Annotated in this window: 13 protein-coding genes; 10 read left to right on the top strand and 3 right to left on the bottom strand. The window is 44.9% G+C overall.

Annotated features, from left to right (window positions below):
* Window positions 1–42: 42 nt before the first annotated feature.
* Complete coding sequence (locus tag KTG14_RS09950; protein ID WP_216970789.1) at window positions 43–1233, bottom strand: MalY/PatB family protein; 1191 nt, start codon at window positions 1231–1233, stop codon at window positions 43–45.
* 75 nt (window positions 1234–1308) lie between these two features.
* Window positions 1309–3282, bottom strand: coding sequence for an LTA synthase family protein (locus KTG14_RS17995; protein WP_216970790.1), 1974 nt, complete (start codon window positions 3280–3282; stop codon window positions 1309–1311).
* Between the two features lie 190 nt (window positions 3283–3472).
* Between KTG14_RS17995 and KTG14_RS09960 the strand changes: the two genes are divergently transcribed.
* Window positions 3473–3874 carry a DUF2512 family protein gene (locus KTG14_RS09960; protein WP_216970791.1) on the top strand — a complete coding sequence of 134 codons (402 nt, stop codon included), beginning with the start codon at window positions 3473–3475 and terminating at the stop codon, window positions 3872–3874.
* Here KTG14_RS09960 and KTG14_RS09965 read toward each other — a convergent pair.
* Window positions 3791–5659, bottom strand: a complete 1869-nt coding sequence (locus tag KTG14_RS09965) for an IS1182 family transposase (RefSeq protein ID WP_254178089.1) — start codon at window positions 5657–5659, stop codon at window positions 3791–3793. The two genes, KTG14_RS09960 and KTG14_RS09965, sit on opposite strands and share 84 nt — an antisense overlap.
* 395 nt (window positions 5660–6054) lie before the next feature.
* Between KTG14_RS09965 and opp3b the strand changes: the two genes are divergently transcribed.
* The 9 genes from opp3b (at window position 6055) to pepF (ending at window position 16234) form a co-directional block, all read left to right on the top strand.
* Entirely contained in the window at window positions 6055–6990 is a 936-nt protein-coding gene (opp3b, locus tag KTG14_RS09970; RefSeq protein ID WP_216970792.1) for an oligopeptide ABC transporter permease, read from the top strand.
* Window positions 6990–8009, top strand: coding sequence for an oligopeptide ABC transporter permease (opp3C, locus tag KTG14_RS09975; RefSeq protein WP_216970793.1), 1020 nt, complete (start codon window positions 6990–6992; stop codon window positions 8007–8009). The genes opp3b and opp3C overlap by 1 nt, the downstream gene beginning before the upstream one ends.
* A gap of 15 nt (window positions 8010–8024) precedes the next feature.
* Window positions 8025–9080, top strand: a complete 1056-nt coding sequence (locus tag KTG14_RS09980; protein WP_216970794.1) for an ABC transporter ATP-binding protein — start codon at window positions 8025–8027, stop codon at window positions 9078–9080.
* Window positions 9080–10021, top strand: coding sequence for an ABC transporter ATP-binding protein (locus KTG14_RS09985; protein WP_216970795.1), 942 nt, complete (start codon window positions 9080–9082; stop codon window positions 10019–10021). The genes KTG14_RS09980 and KTG14_RS09985 overlap by 1 nt, the downstream gene beginning before the upstream one ends.
* Window positions 10022–10200: 179 nt before the next feature.
* A complete protein-coding gene (locus tag KTG14_RS09990; RefSeq protein WP_216970796.1) occupies window positions 10201–11400 on the top strand; it encodes a putative glycoside hydrolase in 1200 nt (399 codons plus the stop codon).
* A gap of 405 nt (window positions 11401–11805) precedes the next feature.
* A complete protein-coding gene (gene spxA / locus KTG14_RS09995; RefSeq protein WP_008429739.1) occupies window positions 11806–12201 on the top strand; it encodes a transcriptional regulator SpxA in 396 nt (131 codons plus the stop codon).
* A gap of 299 nt (window positions 12202–12500) precedes the next feature.
* Window positions 12501–13157 carry an adaptor protein MecA gene (gene mecA, locus KTG14_RS10000; protein ID WP_216970797.1) on the top strand — a complete coding sequence of 219 codons (657 nt, stop codon included), beginning with the start codon at window positions 12501–12503 and terminating at the stop codon, window positions 13155–13157.
* 126 nt (window positions 13158–13283) lie between these two features.
* On the top strand, window positions 13284–14372 hold the full coding sequence (locus KTG14_RS10005) for a competence protein CoiA (RefSeq protein ID WP_216970798.1): 1089 nt from the start codon (window positions 13284–13286) through the stop codon (window positions 14370–14372).
* 53 nt (window positions 14373–14425) lie between these two features.
* Entirely contained in the window at window positions 14426–16234 is a 1809-nt protein-coding gene (pepF, locus tag KTG14_RS10010) for an oligoendopeptidase F (protein WP_216970799.1), read from the top strand.
* The last annotated feature ends 458 nt before the right edge of the window (window positions 16235–16692 follow it).

Here is a 16692-nt window from a genome sequence, read left to right on the forward strand (position 1 = left end):
CCGTCTCTATCTAGCTTTCCCTGAAACGGCACGAAAAAAACATTAGTTCAAATCATCGAATTCACGTGCGATGCGTTCCATCGCTTCTTGGATGAGCGGACGGGGCGACGGGATACAAATTCGCTGGAACCCTGCGCCCTCCGGACCGAACATTGTGCCATCTTCTAAAATGACGTTCGCTTTATTGTAGATGCGGTCGTGGATTTCCTTGTCTTCAAGCCCGTAGCCGCGGAAATCGAGCCACATAACGTAAGTGCCTTCTGGAATGTGCACCTTCACTTTCGGCATGCGCTCTTTGAGGAATTCCTGTATCCATTCGAGCGTGCCGTCAAGGTATTCGTTCACTTGCCCTAGCCAGTCGTCGCCTTCTGTATAAGCAGCGATCAGTGCCGCGACCGTGAACGGCGTCGGCAATTGCATGCCGAGCTCGACAGTGAATTTCTCACGCAACGCTTCGTTTTCGATAATGACATTCGTGCAATGAAGCCCTGCGACGTTGAAGGTTTTATTGATGGCCGTGCACGTGATGATATGGTCGGTCTCATCCGCTGCCAGAATCATCGGCGTAAACGTCTCCCCGCTGCGCACCAAGTCGCCGTGGATTTCATCGGCAATGATCGTCACATTGTGGCGCTTGCAGATGTCCGCGAGCTTGTTCGATTCTTCCGGCGTGAACACGCGCCCTGTCGGATTATGCGGATGGCAATGAATGAACAGTTTCGTTTCTTCATCTTTTGCAAGTTCCTCGAACTCTTCGAAGTTGATCGAATAACGCCCATCTTCACCCATTACCAGTGCATTGTTCTTCACGACACGCTTGTTGCCTTCGACAGCAGAAGTAAATGGCGGATACACAGGACGCTGGATGATGACGCCATCGCCTGGTTCAGTGAACGCTTTGACAGCAATGTTCAAGGCATGCACCGTGCCAGGGCTGAAGACGATCTGCTCTTTCGGGATATTCCATTCATAGCGCTTGTTGAAATAATGCTGGATTGCTTCAAAATACGAATCCGGTAAAATCGTATATCCAAAAATGCGGTGGTCGACCGTTTTATGGAGTGCATCGACAATGGGCTGCGCGACCGGCAAGTCCATATCTGCTGTGAACAGCGGGATCGTGTCTTCGTCATAGCGGTCGGTGATGCCAAATTGCTTGATCAATTCCGCCCCGTCCCATTTCAGTGAATACGTTCCGCGGCGTTCAACCGCTTCATCAAAATTATAATTCATGCAAAAACTCCCTTTCTCGAATGGATACAACACATCTAGTGTACCGCTCCTATCCGGCAAGTTGGTGAATTTTGCTTATGGTTGACCGTTGAATTTTTTAATCATATTGCCGCTTAGCACATCATCGGACTTCCGGAGTTCTTCCAAGCCATTTCTGAATACTTCTTTGCACGCTTCGACATCAAGCGCTTCACCGGTTGCTCTCTCGAAGCAACTGCCATTATCGTATAACCCGTCTGAACTTGCGATAAAACTGAGTTCATTGGTGATGAACGAGCCGTTGCGGAATGTTGCTTGGGCGTCTTGTGCATTCCACATATTGCTGCCGACAAAATAATGCTCAGCTGGGTCACCGCCCAGTACATCAAGTAAACTTGGAGCGAGATCGAGCTGGCTTGCCACTTGGTTGAAAGTTTTCGGTTCAGCCCCAGGAATCTGGAGAATGAGCGGCACGTTTTTATTCGTTTCAAAATAGCTAAGCGGATCATCAGCCTCTGTAAATTCCACAAATGCTTCCGTATTCGAACTCATCCCCGTGCTATGGTCGCCGTAAATCACCAGCATGGTGTCATCCAGCATGCCTTTTTGCTCGAGGCCATCCACAAATTTGCCAATTGCCCGGTCAACATAATGAATCGATTGCAAGTAATTATTAAAATGGCGATCGTGATAGCCATCATATTGGCCTGCTGTATCGAGAAATTGCAGGTGTTCTGGCATCTCAAACGGGTGATGGCTCGTCAAAGTGACAATATGCGAATAAAATGGCTCCGTAAATGTTTCCATTTCCTCTAGTGATTGATCGAGCAAGGCTTCGTCATTGATCGCCCAGCCGATGATCTCTGCTTCCTCAAAATCCCCTTCCGAATAGAAACGGTCGATGCCGAGTTGAGGATAAATGATATAACGGTTCCAAAAACTAGGTTTGTACGGATGAAAGACGCTTGTTCTATAGCCTTGTTCTTTCAAAATTGAAGGCAAGGCATCGAACTGGTTTTCCGCATAGAGCATATAAGCGGAACCCGCAGCAGTCGGATATAAGGAAGTGTTTAATAAAAACTCGGCATCTGAAGTCCGGCCAAGTGCCGTTTGTTCATAGAAGTTCGGAAAATAGAGATTTTCCCTCGCCAAACGGTTCAAGTTCGGCGTGATCTCTTCTCCGTTCACTTCACGGTTCAGAACGAAATTCTGCAACGCTTCCACTTGCAGGACGATGACATTCTTACCCTCCGCCATGCCGGAATAAGGCCCTGGCATACGCTCGGCATTGCGCTCGTCAAACCAATCCTGAGTCGCTGAGATTTCGTCTTCGCTATACACTTTGCGATTGATGAAATTGTCGTCGATATAGCGCGTGATATTGGCACTGTGGAAGCCGAGCAAACCGGTGAAATTATATACCCGCATATTCGAAATCAATTTATTGAACTGCCACGCACCGCCGTCTTCCATTGATTTATTGAATGGAACCGCTGTCAATTGCCAGCCGAGCACGAGCACCAGTAGCGCTGTCCCGACTTTCGCAAAGCCTGATGGTTTCGTGGCAGCCGTTTTTTTCCGGCTGATGAACAGCCAAAGGATCGCCATCAGCAAAACATCTGCCAGTAACAGTGCATCAGTTAAGCGGAACAAGGCAAAAATGCTTTCCCCGACATCGCCCACTTGGCGCATTTGTATCAACACCGTCACAGAAATGATGTCTTCGAAATAACGGAAATACAACGTATCCGCCAAAATGATGAAACTCAGCACCAGGTTGGTGATGGCCATCCAAAACAGCCGTTTTCGGCCATTCAATAGCAATAACCAAAACGTCCCGAGCAAGATCGTTCCGATACTGATCAACAGCACCCCTTCAAAGATCCCTTTGCTATCTCCCCCAAAAAGCCAAGCCACGAATTGTTGCGCGTACGCAAGCGGTTCAAGCGTCGTAAATAAGGTGCCGCTTACATTTGAAAAATAATAAACCTTGCCTAATAATAACAACACGAATAACGCATAATCCCATTGGCCGAGCACAAATTTTCCAGCCTTTTTTATTTTTTCCACTCCCAAAACGCCCTTTTCTTTTTTATCATAATATTACCATAACAGATGTTTTATTTTTCCTGCTTTTGAATATTTTTTACTTTTCACTCCATCCTCATTTATCCCTGTGAAAAAGCACGCATATCGAGCGGCTAAAAAGGGTAAAGATTTTTATACTTACTTTACATTATCAATAAAAAGGAGGGATTCGATGAAACACTTAATTGCACTCGCAATAAAATTCGTCATTATCACGCTTGTCCTGCTGGTTATCCTGACATGGGCATTTGATGTCAGCTTCATGAATACCTTATTAATCAGCCTTGCGCTTACTGCTTTATCTTATGCGATCGGCGATTTGCTCATCTTCTTGAATGCCGGAAAATCGAATCACCAAACAACCCGCAACACAATAGCTACATTCGCTGATTTTATCATGGCACTGGCTGTCATCTTGCTTATCGGCTGGCTATTGACTGGCGAATTCGCCTCCATGGTCGCCCCAGCACTCGTCAGCGCATTGGTGCTGTCAGCAGGCGAATGGTTTTTCCACCAATACGTCGACCGCAGTGTCGTCCCGTGGTACAACGAATATAAATCGGTAAAAGGTTAAAAAAGGGGCTGTCCCATAAGCCCCTAAAATAAAACAGACGGAGAAAAAGAAATTCTTTTTCTCCGTCTGTTTTTCATTTGTTGGTGAAGACACTGAAAGTAGCCGGCGCATGCTGGCTACTTTCAGGAGGTTGTGGGCCAATGCCACAATCCCGAACTCTGTATGCACTTTTTCTAAGCCCCGGAGGAGAAATCGGCGGAACGACCGATTGCCCTTGATATGACCGAACACACTTTCTACGTCAATTTTGCGTTGCGCGTAGATTTGTGTCTTCGTTTCATCTTCAAGGGCTGCTTTGGCCTTCGCTTTCATTTCTTCATAAATGGGATTCCATTGGACTTGTCGGTTGCCTTTTGCTTTCGTGCAGAGGGCTTTTAACGGACAACCCGAACAGTCTTCGCATTCATAAATTTTTAAGGTTTGTTCGTAACCAGAGGCATTCTTTTTATTCAGGTATTTTTTAAATGCGACACGCCGACCATTCGGACAGATGAAACAATCTTCTTCTTCCAGGTATGTCCAATTTTTCGCGTGTTTGATATTCTTCTTGTAACTCGCTGATTTTTCCTTCAGATACATTCCATATGGAATGAGAAAGTCGAAACGCGGCTCTTTTTCATCGCCCAACGCATACAGGTAATTCTCTTCACTGCCATATCCCGCATCGGCGATGATCGTCTCCGGCATAGGGAGGCTGGAAGCCGCTAGTTTCTCCAGATGCGGAATGAAACAGCGCGTGTCCGTTGGTCGCTGATGCACCGAATAATAAAGAATGAACTGATTTTCTGTGGCCATTTGTACGTTGTAAGCTGCTTTCAATTGACCATTTTTCATGTGATCATCTTTCATTCGCATAAAAGTCGCATCCGGGTCTGTTTTTGAAAAGCTGTTTCGATCACCGAAGATCTCGTGGTGCTGACTATATTTCTCCAGACGAGGAAGGAAATCTTCGCGAATCGCTTTGACCGGCTTTTTCCACTCACTGCGCTTGAACCGGAGTTGCTTTCGTTTTTCGGTATCCTCTTCCAGATCAATGGCTCCCGTGAATGCGTCAATCTGTTCTTCCATGGCTTCCGCCATTTCTTCCAGCTGTTCAGGCATTGCTTCTTCTACCTGTTCGTTGAGTGGAATCGCTTCAGTTGCGGCCAATTCATGGATATGCTGAATCGTTTCGGCAATCTTCACCTTCAATTTGCCTTCGAAATTCTGTGTCGCTTTTTTCCAGACGAATGAATACTTATTGGCATCAGCTTCAATTTTAGTGCCATCCAAAAAATAATGCTCCATAGTGATGTAGTTCTGTTCGATCAGCTGGTGAATCATCTGTTCGAAAAGCGAGTCCATCATCGCTTTTAAATGGTCCGAACGGAATCGGTTAATCGTTCGGTGATCTGGTTGTTGGCCAGCTGCGAGCCACATGGACGGAATGTGTTCAGTAAGTGTTTCTTCAATACCTCGAGAAGAATAGATTTTCTTCGAATAAGCGTAGAGGATAACTTTGGTCATCATTTTTGGATGGAAAGAGCTTCTTCCACCGCCTTTGTAGTGCGCGAAAAACAACTCATCATCAATCAATTCCACCATTTCGTCGATGACCCGGGCGACATGGTTGGATGGCACAAGATCTTGTATATCAAAGATGGCAAATCCTTGTTGGTTGTTATAGGGAATGAACGTAGGGCTCGCTTTTTTGGGTAGCGGAACGCCAGTTCCTTCTTCCAGAGCGAGTGGAAATGTGGCTTGTTCAGTGTTATAATTTGAGGAAGTAATCTTTGGATTGCACATAAAAATCGTCCTTTCTCTAATGGTGGTGTGGTAACTCCCATTTTACAGAAATGGACGATTTTTTTGTATCCTTTTTTCTTTTTTAAACCGGATGATGGGAATGGAGACGGCGACTCCAGCGGGAACAGCGCGAGCCGAAGACCCTGGACTGAGCGAAGCGAGGGAAGCGGCTAAGGCCGTGCCCGCGGAAAGCGTCCGTCGAAATGGACATCAGCCTTTTCTTTAGAAGACGAAAATGGGCTGCCCCTAAAAGTCACTTTTCATGACCTTTTGGGACAGCCCCTTTCTACTGTGAATAAATTCACCGAAAATTAACGGTATTCTGCTTAATCAGAAAAGTACAAGTATCTTTTGGTACTTGATATAATAGAGCGATTTTATTTTGGAGGTGCACCATGGCACGCTATATTGGAAAAAGATTAATTTATATGTTCATCACCTTAGCGCTTATTGCCACGTTTACATTTTTCTTGATGAAAATATTACCAGGTTCCCCAATTGCTTCCGCAGATAAGTTATCTCCTGAACAACGGGCAGTCGTAGAGGCACGGTACGGACTGGACCAACCCCTTCCTGTTCAATATTTCGATTATATGTTTGGTTTGCTGCAAGGTGATTTGGGTATTTCGATTAACCAATTCAAAGGCGCAGACGTAACAGATGTTATTTTAAGCCGCATGGGGCCGTCAGCCCAGATCGGATTCCAGGGAATGCTTCTCGGGACTGTTCTCGGAATCCTGTTCGGGATGGTGGCGGCGCTCAGGCAAAATACATGGGTGGATTACGGCAGTACAATAGTCGCGATCATTGGTATATCCATTCCATCATTTGTTTTTGCATCCATGCTACAATACTGGCTCGGTTTAAAATGGGACCTGTTCCCAGTGGCGCTGTGGAAAGATGGATTTATGTCCAGCGTATTGCCGTCAATAGCTTTGGCGATGTTCCCACTGGCAACGGCTGCACGATTTATCCGTACAGAAATGATCGAAGTTCTTGGATCTGACTATATCACTTTGGCAAAAGCTAAAGGGGCAAGCGGATCAGAAATCGCTTTCAAGCACGCTTTCCGCAACGCGTTGATTCCATTGATTACAGTACTTGGGCCGATGGCAGTCAGTATTTTGACAGGCTCTCTCGTAGTCGAGCAGATTTTTGCGATTCCTGGAATCGGTGAGCAATTCGTAAAATCAATCATGGTGAGTGACTTCTCAATCATTATGGGTACAACTATTTTCTTCTCCGTATTCTTGATTGTTATCATTTTAGTGGTAGATATTTTATATGGCGTCATCGATCCTCGGATTCGTCTTTCAGGAGGTAAGAATTAATGACACAGAATTATGAAAAGCTTCCCCATGATGCATTTACGCGCATCCCCAGAGATACACAAGAGGCTGAGAAAATCTCCAAACCAAGTGTCAGTTTTTGGCAGGATGCTTGGCGCAGCTTAAAGAAAAACAAAGGTGCCATTATTAGTTTGATTCTTTTCGGCTTGATTGTCCTCATGTCCTTTATCGGGCCGCTTATCAGTCCTTACGAACCAAACGATCAGATAATTACTCATGCCAACTTGCCGCCGAAAGTGCCTGTTATCGAAAATTTGGGTATCATGGATGGTGTCGGTACGCTTGGCGGACGTGAAGTGGATATGTACGAACTGAAGAATGTCGAACAGAACTACTGGTTCGGTACAGACGGCCTTGGCCGTGACATGTTCTCCCGTGTATGGAAAGGGACGCAAGTTTCCTTGTTCATCGCATTTGTTGCAGCAGCAATTGATATGCTGATTGGTGTTATTTACGGCGGAATTTCCGGATACTTTGGAGGCCGCGTAGATGATGTCATGCAGCGGATTGTCGAGATTTTAACAGGTATTCCAAACTTGGTCGTCGTTATTCTCTTTATCCTTATCATGGACCCGGGGATACTTGCGATCATCATTGCCTTGACGATAACCGGTTGGACCGGCATGTCACGGGTAGTGCGTGGACAGGTTCTTAAATACAAAAATCAGGAATTCGTCCTCGCAGCGCGTACGCTTGGCGCAAGCGACACACGCATCATCTGGAAGCACTTGATGCCGAACGTTCTTGGCGTTATCATCATCAACACGATGTTTACAATTCCAGGCGCCATTTTCTTCGAAGCTTTCTTGAGCTTTATCGGTCTTGGGCTCCAGGCTCCGGATGCGTCTCTTGGGACATTGATCAATGATGGGTATAAACTGATTCAGTATCAGCCGCATATTCTCTTATTCCCGGCTGTTGTGTTGAGTTTAATCATGATTGCATTTAACTTAATTGGTGACGGCTTGCGTGATGCGCTTGATCCGAAGATGAAAGATTAAGGAGGAAAGCCTTAGATGGAAAAGATACTTCAAGTAAAAGACCTCGAACTTTCCTTCAACACATACGGTGGCGAAGTAAAAGCAATCCGAGGCGTCAACTTTGATCTATATAAAGGTGAAACATTGGCAATCGTAGGTGAATCCGGTTCCGGTAAATCTGTTACAACGAAATCGATCATGCGTTTATTGCCTGAAGAGAGTGCTGAATTTAAAAACGGCGAAATCCTGTTCGACGGGCGTGACTTGACGAAGTTGAGCGATAAGGAAATGCAGAAAATCCGCGGAAAAGACATTTCGATGATTTTCCAGGATCCGATGACATCGCTCAACCCAACGATGCCGATCGGCCGACAGATTACAGAGCCGATCCTAAAGCACCAAAAAATCAGCAAAGATGAAGCGAAAAAAGTAGCGATTGACTTGCTGCGTTTGGTTGGCATGCCTAAACCTGAGCTTCGAATGAAACAATATCCTCACCAATTTTCAGGTGGACAGCGCCAGCGGATCGTTATTGCCATTGCGCTAGCGTGCAACCCGCAGATCCTAATCGCCGATGAGCCGACAACTGCATTGGATGTAACAATCCAAGCGCAAATCTTGGAATTGATGAAAGATTTGCAGAAGAAAATCGACACCTCGATTATTTTCATCACTCACGACCTTGGGGTAGTGGCAAACGTGGCAGATCGTGTAGCGGTCATGTACGGCGGGAAAATTGTTGAAATCGGCACTGTCGATGAAATTTTCTATAATCCGCAACATCCATATACATGGGGCCTTCTTAGTTCAATGCCTTCGATGGATGCAGAAGATGCAAAATTATATGCAATTCCTGGCACGCCGCCGGATCTCTTAGACCCACCAAAAGGTGATGCATTTGCGCTGCGCAGTGAATACGCACTGAAGATTGACATGGAACAACAGCCTCCGTTCTTTAAAATAAGTGATACACATATGGCGGCCACGTGGCTTTTACACCCAGAAGCACCAACAGTCGAACCGCCTGAAATGGTCATCGAACGGATGAAAAAGTTCCCTGGCAGCCGTTATTATGAAGGGAGCGCAAACTGATGGCTGAAAAATTGGTTGAAATCAAAAACCTCAAACAGCATTTTAATGTCGGTAAAGCAAACGAAGTAAAAGCAGTGGATGGTATTACTTTTGATATTTATAAAGGAGAAACTCTTGGCCTTGTAGGCGAGTCAGGTTGCGGTAAATCCACAACTGGCCGCTCAATCATTCGTTTGTATGATGCGACCGATGGACAAGTGCTTTATGAAGGGGAAAGTGTACACGGCAAGAAAAATAAGACAGACCTAAAGAAATTCAACCGTAAAATGCAGATGATTTTCCAAGATCCTTACGCTTCGTTGAACCAGCGTATGAAAGTCATGGACATTATCGCAGAAGGAATCGATATCCATGGCTTGGCAAAAAATGCTAGCGACCGTAAGAAAATGGTATACGACCTGTTAGAGACGGTTGGTTTGAACAAAGAACACGCAAACCGCTACCCGCACGAATTCTCCGGCGGGCAGCGCCAGCGCCTAGGGATTGCGCGTGCTTTGGCAGTCGATCCGGACTTCATCATCGCGGATGAGCCGATCTCGGCACTTGATGTTTCTATCCAAGCACAGGTGGTTAACTTGCTGAAAGAATTGCAAGAAGAAAAAGGCTTGACGTATTTGTTCATTGCACACGATTTGTCCATGGTCAAATATATCTCGGACCGTATCGGCGTGATGTACTTTGGGAAATTGGTGGAATTGGCGCCAGCCGATGAATTGTACGCCAACCCGATGCATCCTTACACGCAATCATTGCTTTCGGCCATTCCGCTTCCGGATCCGAACTATGAGCGCAACCGTACGCGTAAAGCATACGACCCTGCAGTCCATAATTATGCAGATGGCGAAGATGTGAAAATGCGTGAAGTTTCACCTAATCATTTTGTAGACTGCTCAGAGAAAGAGTTTGCAGAACTGCAAGACCGCCTAGCAGCTAAAAAGTGAAGTCTCAAAAGCACGTGTCCTATAATTGGGTACGTGCTTTTTTGTAACTGGAAAGAAGCATGACAATATTTGCTTAAAACAAATAAATGTCGGAGCTTCTCTAAATTTACTAAATTATCCTGCGAACAATACTTAAAAATGGTAGACTGGAGAAAAGCGAAAAAGGTGTGTGAATTTGAGTGAAATCCTTAAAATGGCTTGCTGCATCCCTATTTATACTAGGGAATGCCAGCACTGTACAAGCGGCTGAAACCGCTACAGAAGATTTTTCGACCCGTACATATGAAATAGTAAACATCGACTCGGCACTGCTTGGAACATCGGAACGTTTTGGGTTCGATTCAGGCTTAACTTTCGAATACCCCGATGCGGTGCGAGGAATATTCGTAACTGGAAACTCAGCTGGGGGAGCTCGATTTTCTTCGCTAGTCGATTTGGTAGGAAACACTGACTTGAACGCAATGGTCATTGATGTCAAGGAAGATGTAGGGCATTTAACGTATACACCGAAAGCGGATTCCCCGTTGGCTGATAAAGGCATCGGGACTTCATTGATTAAAGACCCACATGCGATGCTTAAGCGAATGGAACAGGAGCAAATTTATCCAATTGCGCGTGTGGTCGTTTTCAAGGATACAGTACTTGCGGAACAGCATCCGGAACTGTCCTTTACAACAGGTGGTCAACTCTGGACCAATGGCCGGGGGGAAGCATTCGTCAATCCGTTCATGAAAGAAGTTTGGGATTATAATGTAGAAGTAGCGATCGAAGCCGCAAAATTAGGTTTCAAGGAAATACAATTCGACTATGTGCGTTTTCCTGAAGGATTTGAGCGGCTTGGTGAGCAGCTGGACTATTCAATGGGCGACTACGCAGAATCTAATCTAGATCCTGTTCAGCGCCGTGTAGAAGCAGTCACGGATTTTGTGGCATATGCGAAAGAAAAACTCGAACCTTATGATGTAGAGGTATCGGTTGATATCTTCGGTTATGCGGCAACACTGCCAGAAGCGCCTGGCATTGGGCAAAACTTCTCGAAAATATCTGAGAATGTGGACGTCATTTCCTCAATGATATACCCTAGCCACTGGACATCATATTTCGGCATTGCAAAGCCGGATTTGGAACCGTATAAATTGGTTGCCGAATATGCAAAAGTTGAAAACGAAGTACTTTCCAAATTGGACGAGGCACCTGTCTCGCGGCCGTGGCTTCAAGATTTCACTGCCAGCTACTTAGGTGCTGGAAATTATAAGCGCTATGGCAAGGCAGAAGTGGAAGCCCAGATCCGTGCTTTGAATGAACAAGGAATCGATGAATTCCTTCTTTGGAATGCGGGAAATAGCTATTCACCCGGAGTCGATTATACACCTGAATAAACGAAATGCCCCCGCTGTCGGCAATACCGATGAGCTGGGGCATTTTTGTGCCTTTGCAAGGCAATTAAATTGAGCGGCAAATTGAAACCTTTTAAGGAATGAGACGTACTATACAATAGAAGCTTTGCTTTCAAAACAATTTCGTAAATGAGAATAAAATTTTCTTATTGAAGTTTAATTGATAAAAAAAGAGGGTAAATTTCTATTGTATAAGTTTTACAAACTCTCAGAAAATGTAGCGAAACTGTGACAGAATCAATGTTTTTTTAAATTTCTCGCTGTCAGCTATATATTACTGAATCCTAATGTTGTATAATGATTGTAGAGCTTCTAAACGATAGTGATTCTAATCTAAGAATGAATTTCCTCAACATCTATGAATCCGAAAGGAAGTGCTCCATTATGATGGTTACCTTATTCACTTCTCCAAGCTGTACATCTTGCCGCAAGGCGAAAGCGTGGCTGGAAGAACATGATATTCCATATACAGAACGCAATATCTTCTCTGAACCTTTGACAATAAGTGAAATCAAAGAAATTCTACGTATGACAGAGGATGGAACGGATGAGATTATTTCGACTCGTTCGAAGATCTTCCAAAAACTGAATGTAGACGTCGAGAGCTTGCCATTACAGCGACTCTATGAATTGATCCAAGAACATCCAGGCTTATTGAGACGCCCGATCATCATGGATGAAAAACGTTTGCAAGTCGGTTATAACGAAGATGAGATCCGCAGATTCTTGCCACGTAAAGTGCGCGCGTATCAATTGCTTGAAGCTCAGCGCATGGTCAACTGAGAATAAAGAGAAAAAGCTGTCCGGTCTTTATGTCATTTCATAAGGGATCATTGGACGGCTTTTCTTTATCTTTTTAATATGGTGCCGAGGCATAGTATCTCCAACTGAACGTTTGGTTGCATCTTGATTAGTTGCAAAAGTCTGTCGATTCGATTAGACTCTAAGATAATTATCTTCTCGTGCCGCCTATAGGCAGAAAAATGTTTTTAAGCCTTCAGGAAAGGTATAATGAAGGTAGTAATAAATCACGGCTTTTGAGGAACTTCCTCTTAATCCGATCCGAAAAGGAGAGGTGTAAAATGGAAATAGAACGCATTAACGACAACACAGTGAAATTTTACATTTCCTATCTTGATGTTGAAGAGCGAGGGTTCAGCCGTGACGAAATTTGGTTTAACAGAGACAAAAGCGAAGAGCTTTTCTGGGAAATGATGGATGAAGTCAATGAAGAAGCCGATTTCGTTATGGAAGGGCCGCTGTGGATCCAAGTGCAAGCCATGGACAAAGGACTTGAAGTTACCGTCACTCGTGCGCAATTGACGAAAGATGGCCAAAAACTTGATTTGCCGGATGATATAGAAGAACGCCGCAAGATGTTTTCAGGAGAAGAAACTGGTTCACAGGAGTTCGATGAATTCGAACCGGTTTATGACGAGGGTGATACGAAGAAACTCGAATATTCCTTCGTTCTGTCTGAAGTGGAAGAATTGCTTCCGATTGCGAAGCGTCTAATGTATATGTCGGTCGATACGGCATTGTACCACTTTGACGGAAAGTATTATATGCACGTGAAGTTTGATGAAATACTGCATTCCGAAAAAGACATCAAAGACCAATTGAGCGTCATCACCGAATACTTGCAACAAACGCCGATGACGATTCACCGTCTTGAAGAATATGGCAAGCCAATCTTCAAAGAAGATGCGCTGCCGAACGTATTGCATTATTTCGGATAAAAACCTCCTCTATAGGAGGTTTTTTTATGCCATTTTATCTAGTTGAGGTTCTAGTTTGTTTTGAAGCTGCAAAACTTTTTCGTATTGCACACAACGGCTCTTCCGCGTAAACTGAAAAAAAGGAGAGTGATTTATATACTGACAGCGCTCGATAAAGGCCGTTTATTTACGCTCCAAGCTTACCATACGAGGCAAGAGCTAATTCAGCTAAGAAGGGAGCGAACCTTTCTGTGTCCTGCCTGCGAAGCCCCAGTCGTCTTGAAAGTCGGAACAACGAAAATTCCCCATTTTGCACATCTCCAGCAATTCTCCTGCACGCCAGGCAGCGAACCTGAAACGCCCCTCCATCTGCTCGGGAAGTCTCGCTTAGCCTCATTTTTCCACGACCAGAAAATCCCGGCCTATGTTGAACATTACTTGCCCCAAATCAAACAGAGGCCCGACCTGTTAGCCAAGAAATCGGCGATTGAAATTCAGTGCAGCACATTGCCCCTTGAACAGGTTGTAAAGCGCAGCCAAGGGTACGCCAAGATCGGTCTTCACGCCATTTGGATCCGTGGCATAAAAAGTGTTCCTGCTCCAGGGCTGGGCCTTGTACAAGTCCGCCCGTTCGAAAGAGCGATGTTCCGTGGACAGCCTCTTCATCCCCATCTCCTGCAATTCAATCCCCATCATTCCCTCTTCGTCTACTATTCCAATCTTTTTTATGTACAAGGCAACCGCTGGATCGGAAAGGTATCGCTTTTGTCTTTGAAGGAACAAGTTTTTCCTTTTGCGGTGCCGAAAAAATTAACTAAAGCAGAGCACGTTCAGGCAGTATCCTTAATGCGTATAGAAAATAATAAATACATCCGTTCGCAATTATTTGCAAAAAACAGGATGAGAAATCCATTTTGGCGATTGAGCTATGAACTCAGGCTCGATAAAGAAGCTATACCGGAGATTTTCGGGCTGCCGCTTGCAGGCGGGCATCTATTTGTGGAGCATCCCCTCATATGGCAAATGAAAGCGGCACTTATGATTGAATCGGGAAAACCAGTGGAAACTTTATTAACCGAGAGACTGGTTAAGATTGCGCCTTCTGGAATTGATATGCCCACGCCCTTACAAGTGCTTTCGGCATATGAAACCATCTACAGAAATGGCTATTCCAGAAGTTTTTCAGAAGTGGTGGATATTGCGTATCATCTGCTTGCAAAAACGTGGGAAAATTGAGAAAATAAGGTGTAATTCGTTTCCCGAAACAAGGGGAAAGAGGAGGCAGCCAAATGACGGAAAAATTAATGACTAGAGATCAAGTGCCTGCAGAACTGACATGGCGCTTGGAGGATATTTTTACCACAGATTCTCAATGGGAAGAAGAATTCAAAGCCGTCTCGGCGCTAGCTGAGAAAGCTGGCCAGTATGAAGGTACCTTGTCAGCCGGAGCAAATGCCCTATACGAGGCACTAAGCTATAAAGATGAACTGTCGGAGCGCCTGCGCAAGCTTTACGCATACTCCCACATGCGTTATGACCAGGATACGACGAATTCAACATACCAGGCGATGGACAGCCGTATCAAATCGCTTTTTGCCAAGACGGCAGCAGGTTTGTCTTTCATGACGCCTGAAATCTTGTCTTTGGACGAAGCAGAGCTGAACCGCTATGTAGATGAACATGAAGGCTTAAAGCTTTATCGACAAGCGCTCGAAGAACTTAACACGATGCGCCCGCATGTATTGAAAGCTGAGCAAGAAGCGCTGCTTGCGCAATTATCAGAAGTGGTTGGATCATCTTCTGAAACGTTCGGCATGCTTAATAATGCTGATTTGGAGTTTCCGGAAATTGAAAACGAAGACGGCGAAAAAGTGCAGATTACACATGGCAATTACATCCGTTTCATGGAAAGCAAAGATCGCCGCGTACGTGAAGATGCATTCAAAGCCGTATATGCGACGTATGGCAAATTCCGCAATACCTTTGCTTCCACTTTATCCGGAAATGTTAAACGCGATAATGTCCACGCGAGAATCCGCAATTATTCATCGGCCCGTGAAGCGGCGCTGTCAGATGACCATATTCCGGAAGCTGTCTACGATCAATTGGTCGAAACCGTCAACAACAACCTGCATCTATTGCAGCGCTATGTAGCACTGCGCAAAGAAGTGTTGGGCCTTGACCAAGTCCATATGTATGATATGTACACACCGCTCGTCAAGGAAGTCAAAATGGAGATTCCATATGACAAGGCGACGGGCATGATGCTCGAAGGCTTGAATGCACTCGGTGAAGAATATGTCGGCATCGTCAAATCCGGCATCGACAACCGTTGGGTCGACGTGAAAGAAAACAAGGGCAAGCGCAGCGGTGCTTATTCTTCCGGTGCTTACGGCACAAACCCTTATATCCTGATGAACTGGCAAGACAATGTAGACAACTTGTTTACGTTGGCGCATGAATTCGGCCATAGTGTCCATAGCCATTACACAAGAGAAAACCAACCGTTCGTCTATGGCGATTACTCCATCTTTGTGGCAGAAGTCGCATCGACGACGAATGAAGCTTTGTTGAATGAACACTTGGTTAATACAACAGAAGACGAGCAGGAACGCATCTACTTGCTCAATCACTGGCTAGATGGTTTCCGCGGCACGGTATTCCGCCAGACGATGTTTGCTGAATTCGAGCACACAATCCACCAGATGGACCAGAACGGTGAAGCTTTGACGGCTGACCGCTTGACGGAAGTATATTACGAATTAAACAAAAAGTATTTTGGCGAAGATATGGCAGTGGATGAGGAAATCGGCCTCGAATGGGCACGCATTCCGCATTTCTACTACAATTATTATGTCTTCCAATATGCGACAGGATTCAGCGCGGCTACAGCATTGAGCAATAAGATCCTTGAGGAAGGGGAGCCAGCCGTAGAGCGATACATCAACGAATTCCTGAAAGCTGGCAGCTCCGATTACCCGATTGAAGTGTTGAAAAAAGCCGGTGTCGACATGACCTCGTCCGAGCCGGTCGAAGAGGCATGCAAAGTCTTTGGGCAAAAACTTGAAGAACTCGAAGCCTTGCTATTAAAGAAATAATGGAATTAACCATCCAAACCTCTGCGGCTTAAGCGCTGTAGAGGTTTTTTGAGGTTTCTTACAAGCTCCCGTTGGTTGTCGTCAATTGTGAATGACGGATAAACTATGTGGGTTCATTGTCATTATTATTTCACAATGAAAAAACGGAGGCGTATACCTTAAGGGAATTCTTCTAGTGGGTGAGTATAAATTATATTTAAATAATTTATATAAATAGTGAAAAGATGTAAGCGTTTGATATTATGACAGTTTTGTGAAAGGGTTTGTGATTTATTGCATTAACTATTATGGCGTGATATTATTAGGTTGTGAAATTAATCACATACAAACATACACCCCTTTGTTTGAGCGTGAACATTTCTCCCATCCCCTTTGTGTAAGATAAGAAAGGCGCCTTCCACGTCCGGATTTCGCTTATAAACTAATAATAGAAGAAAAAATAAGCTAAGCTCCCTCTA

It is taken from the genome of Planococcus sp. CP5-4_YE, from assembly GCF_019042655.1.
In the GTDB taxonomy this organism is placed as follows: domain Bacteria; phylum Bacillota; class Bacilli; order Bacillales_A; family Planococcaceae; genus Planococcus.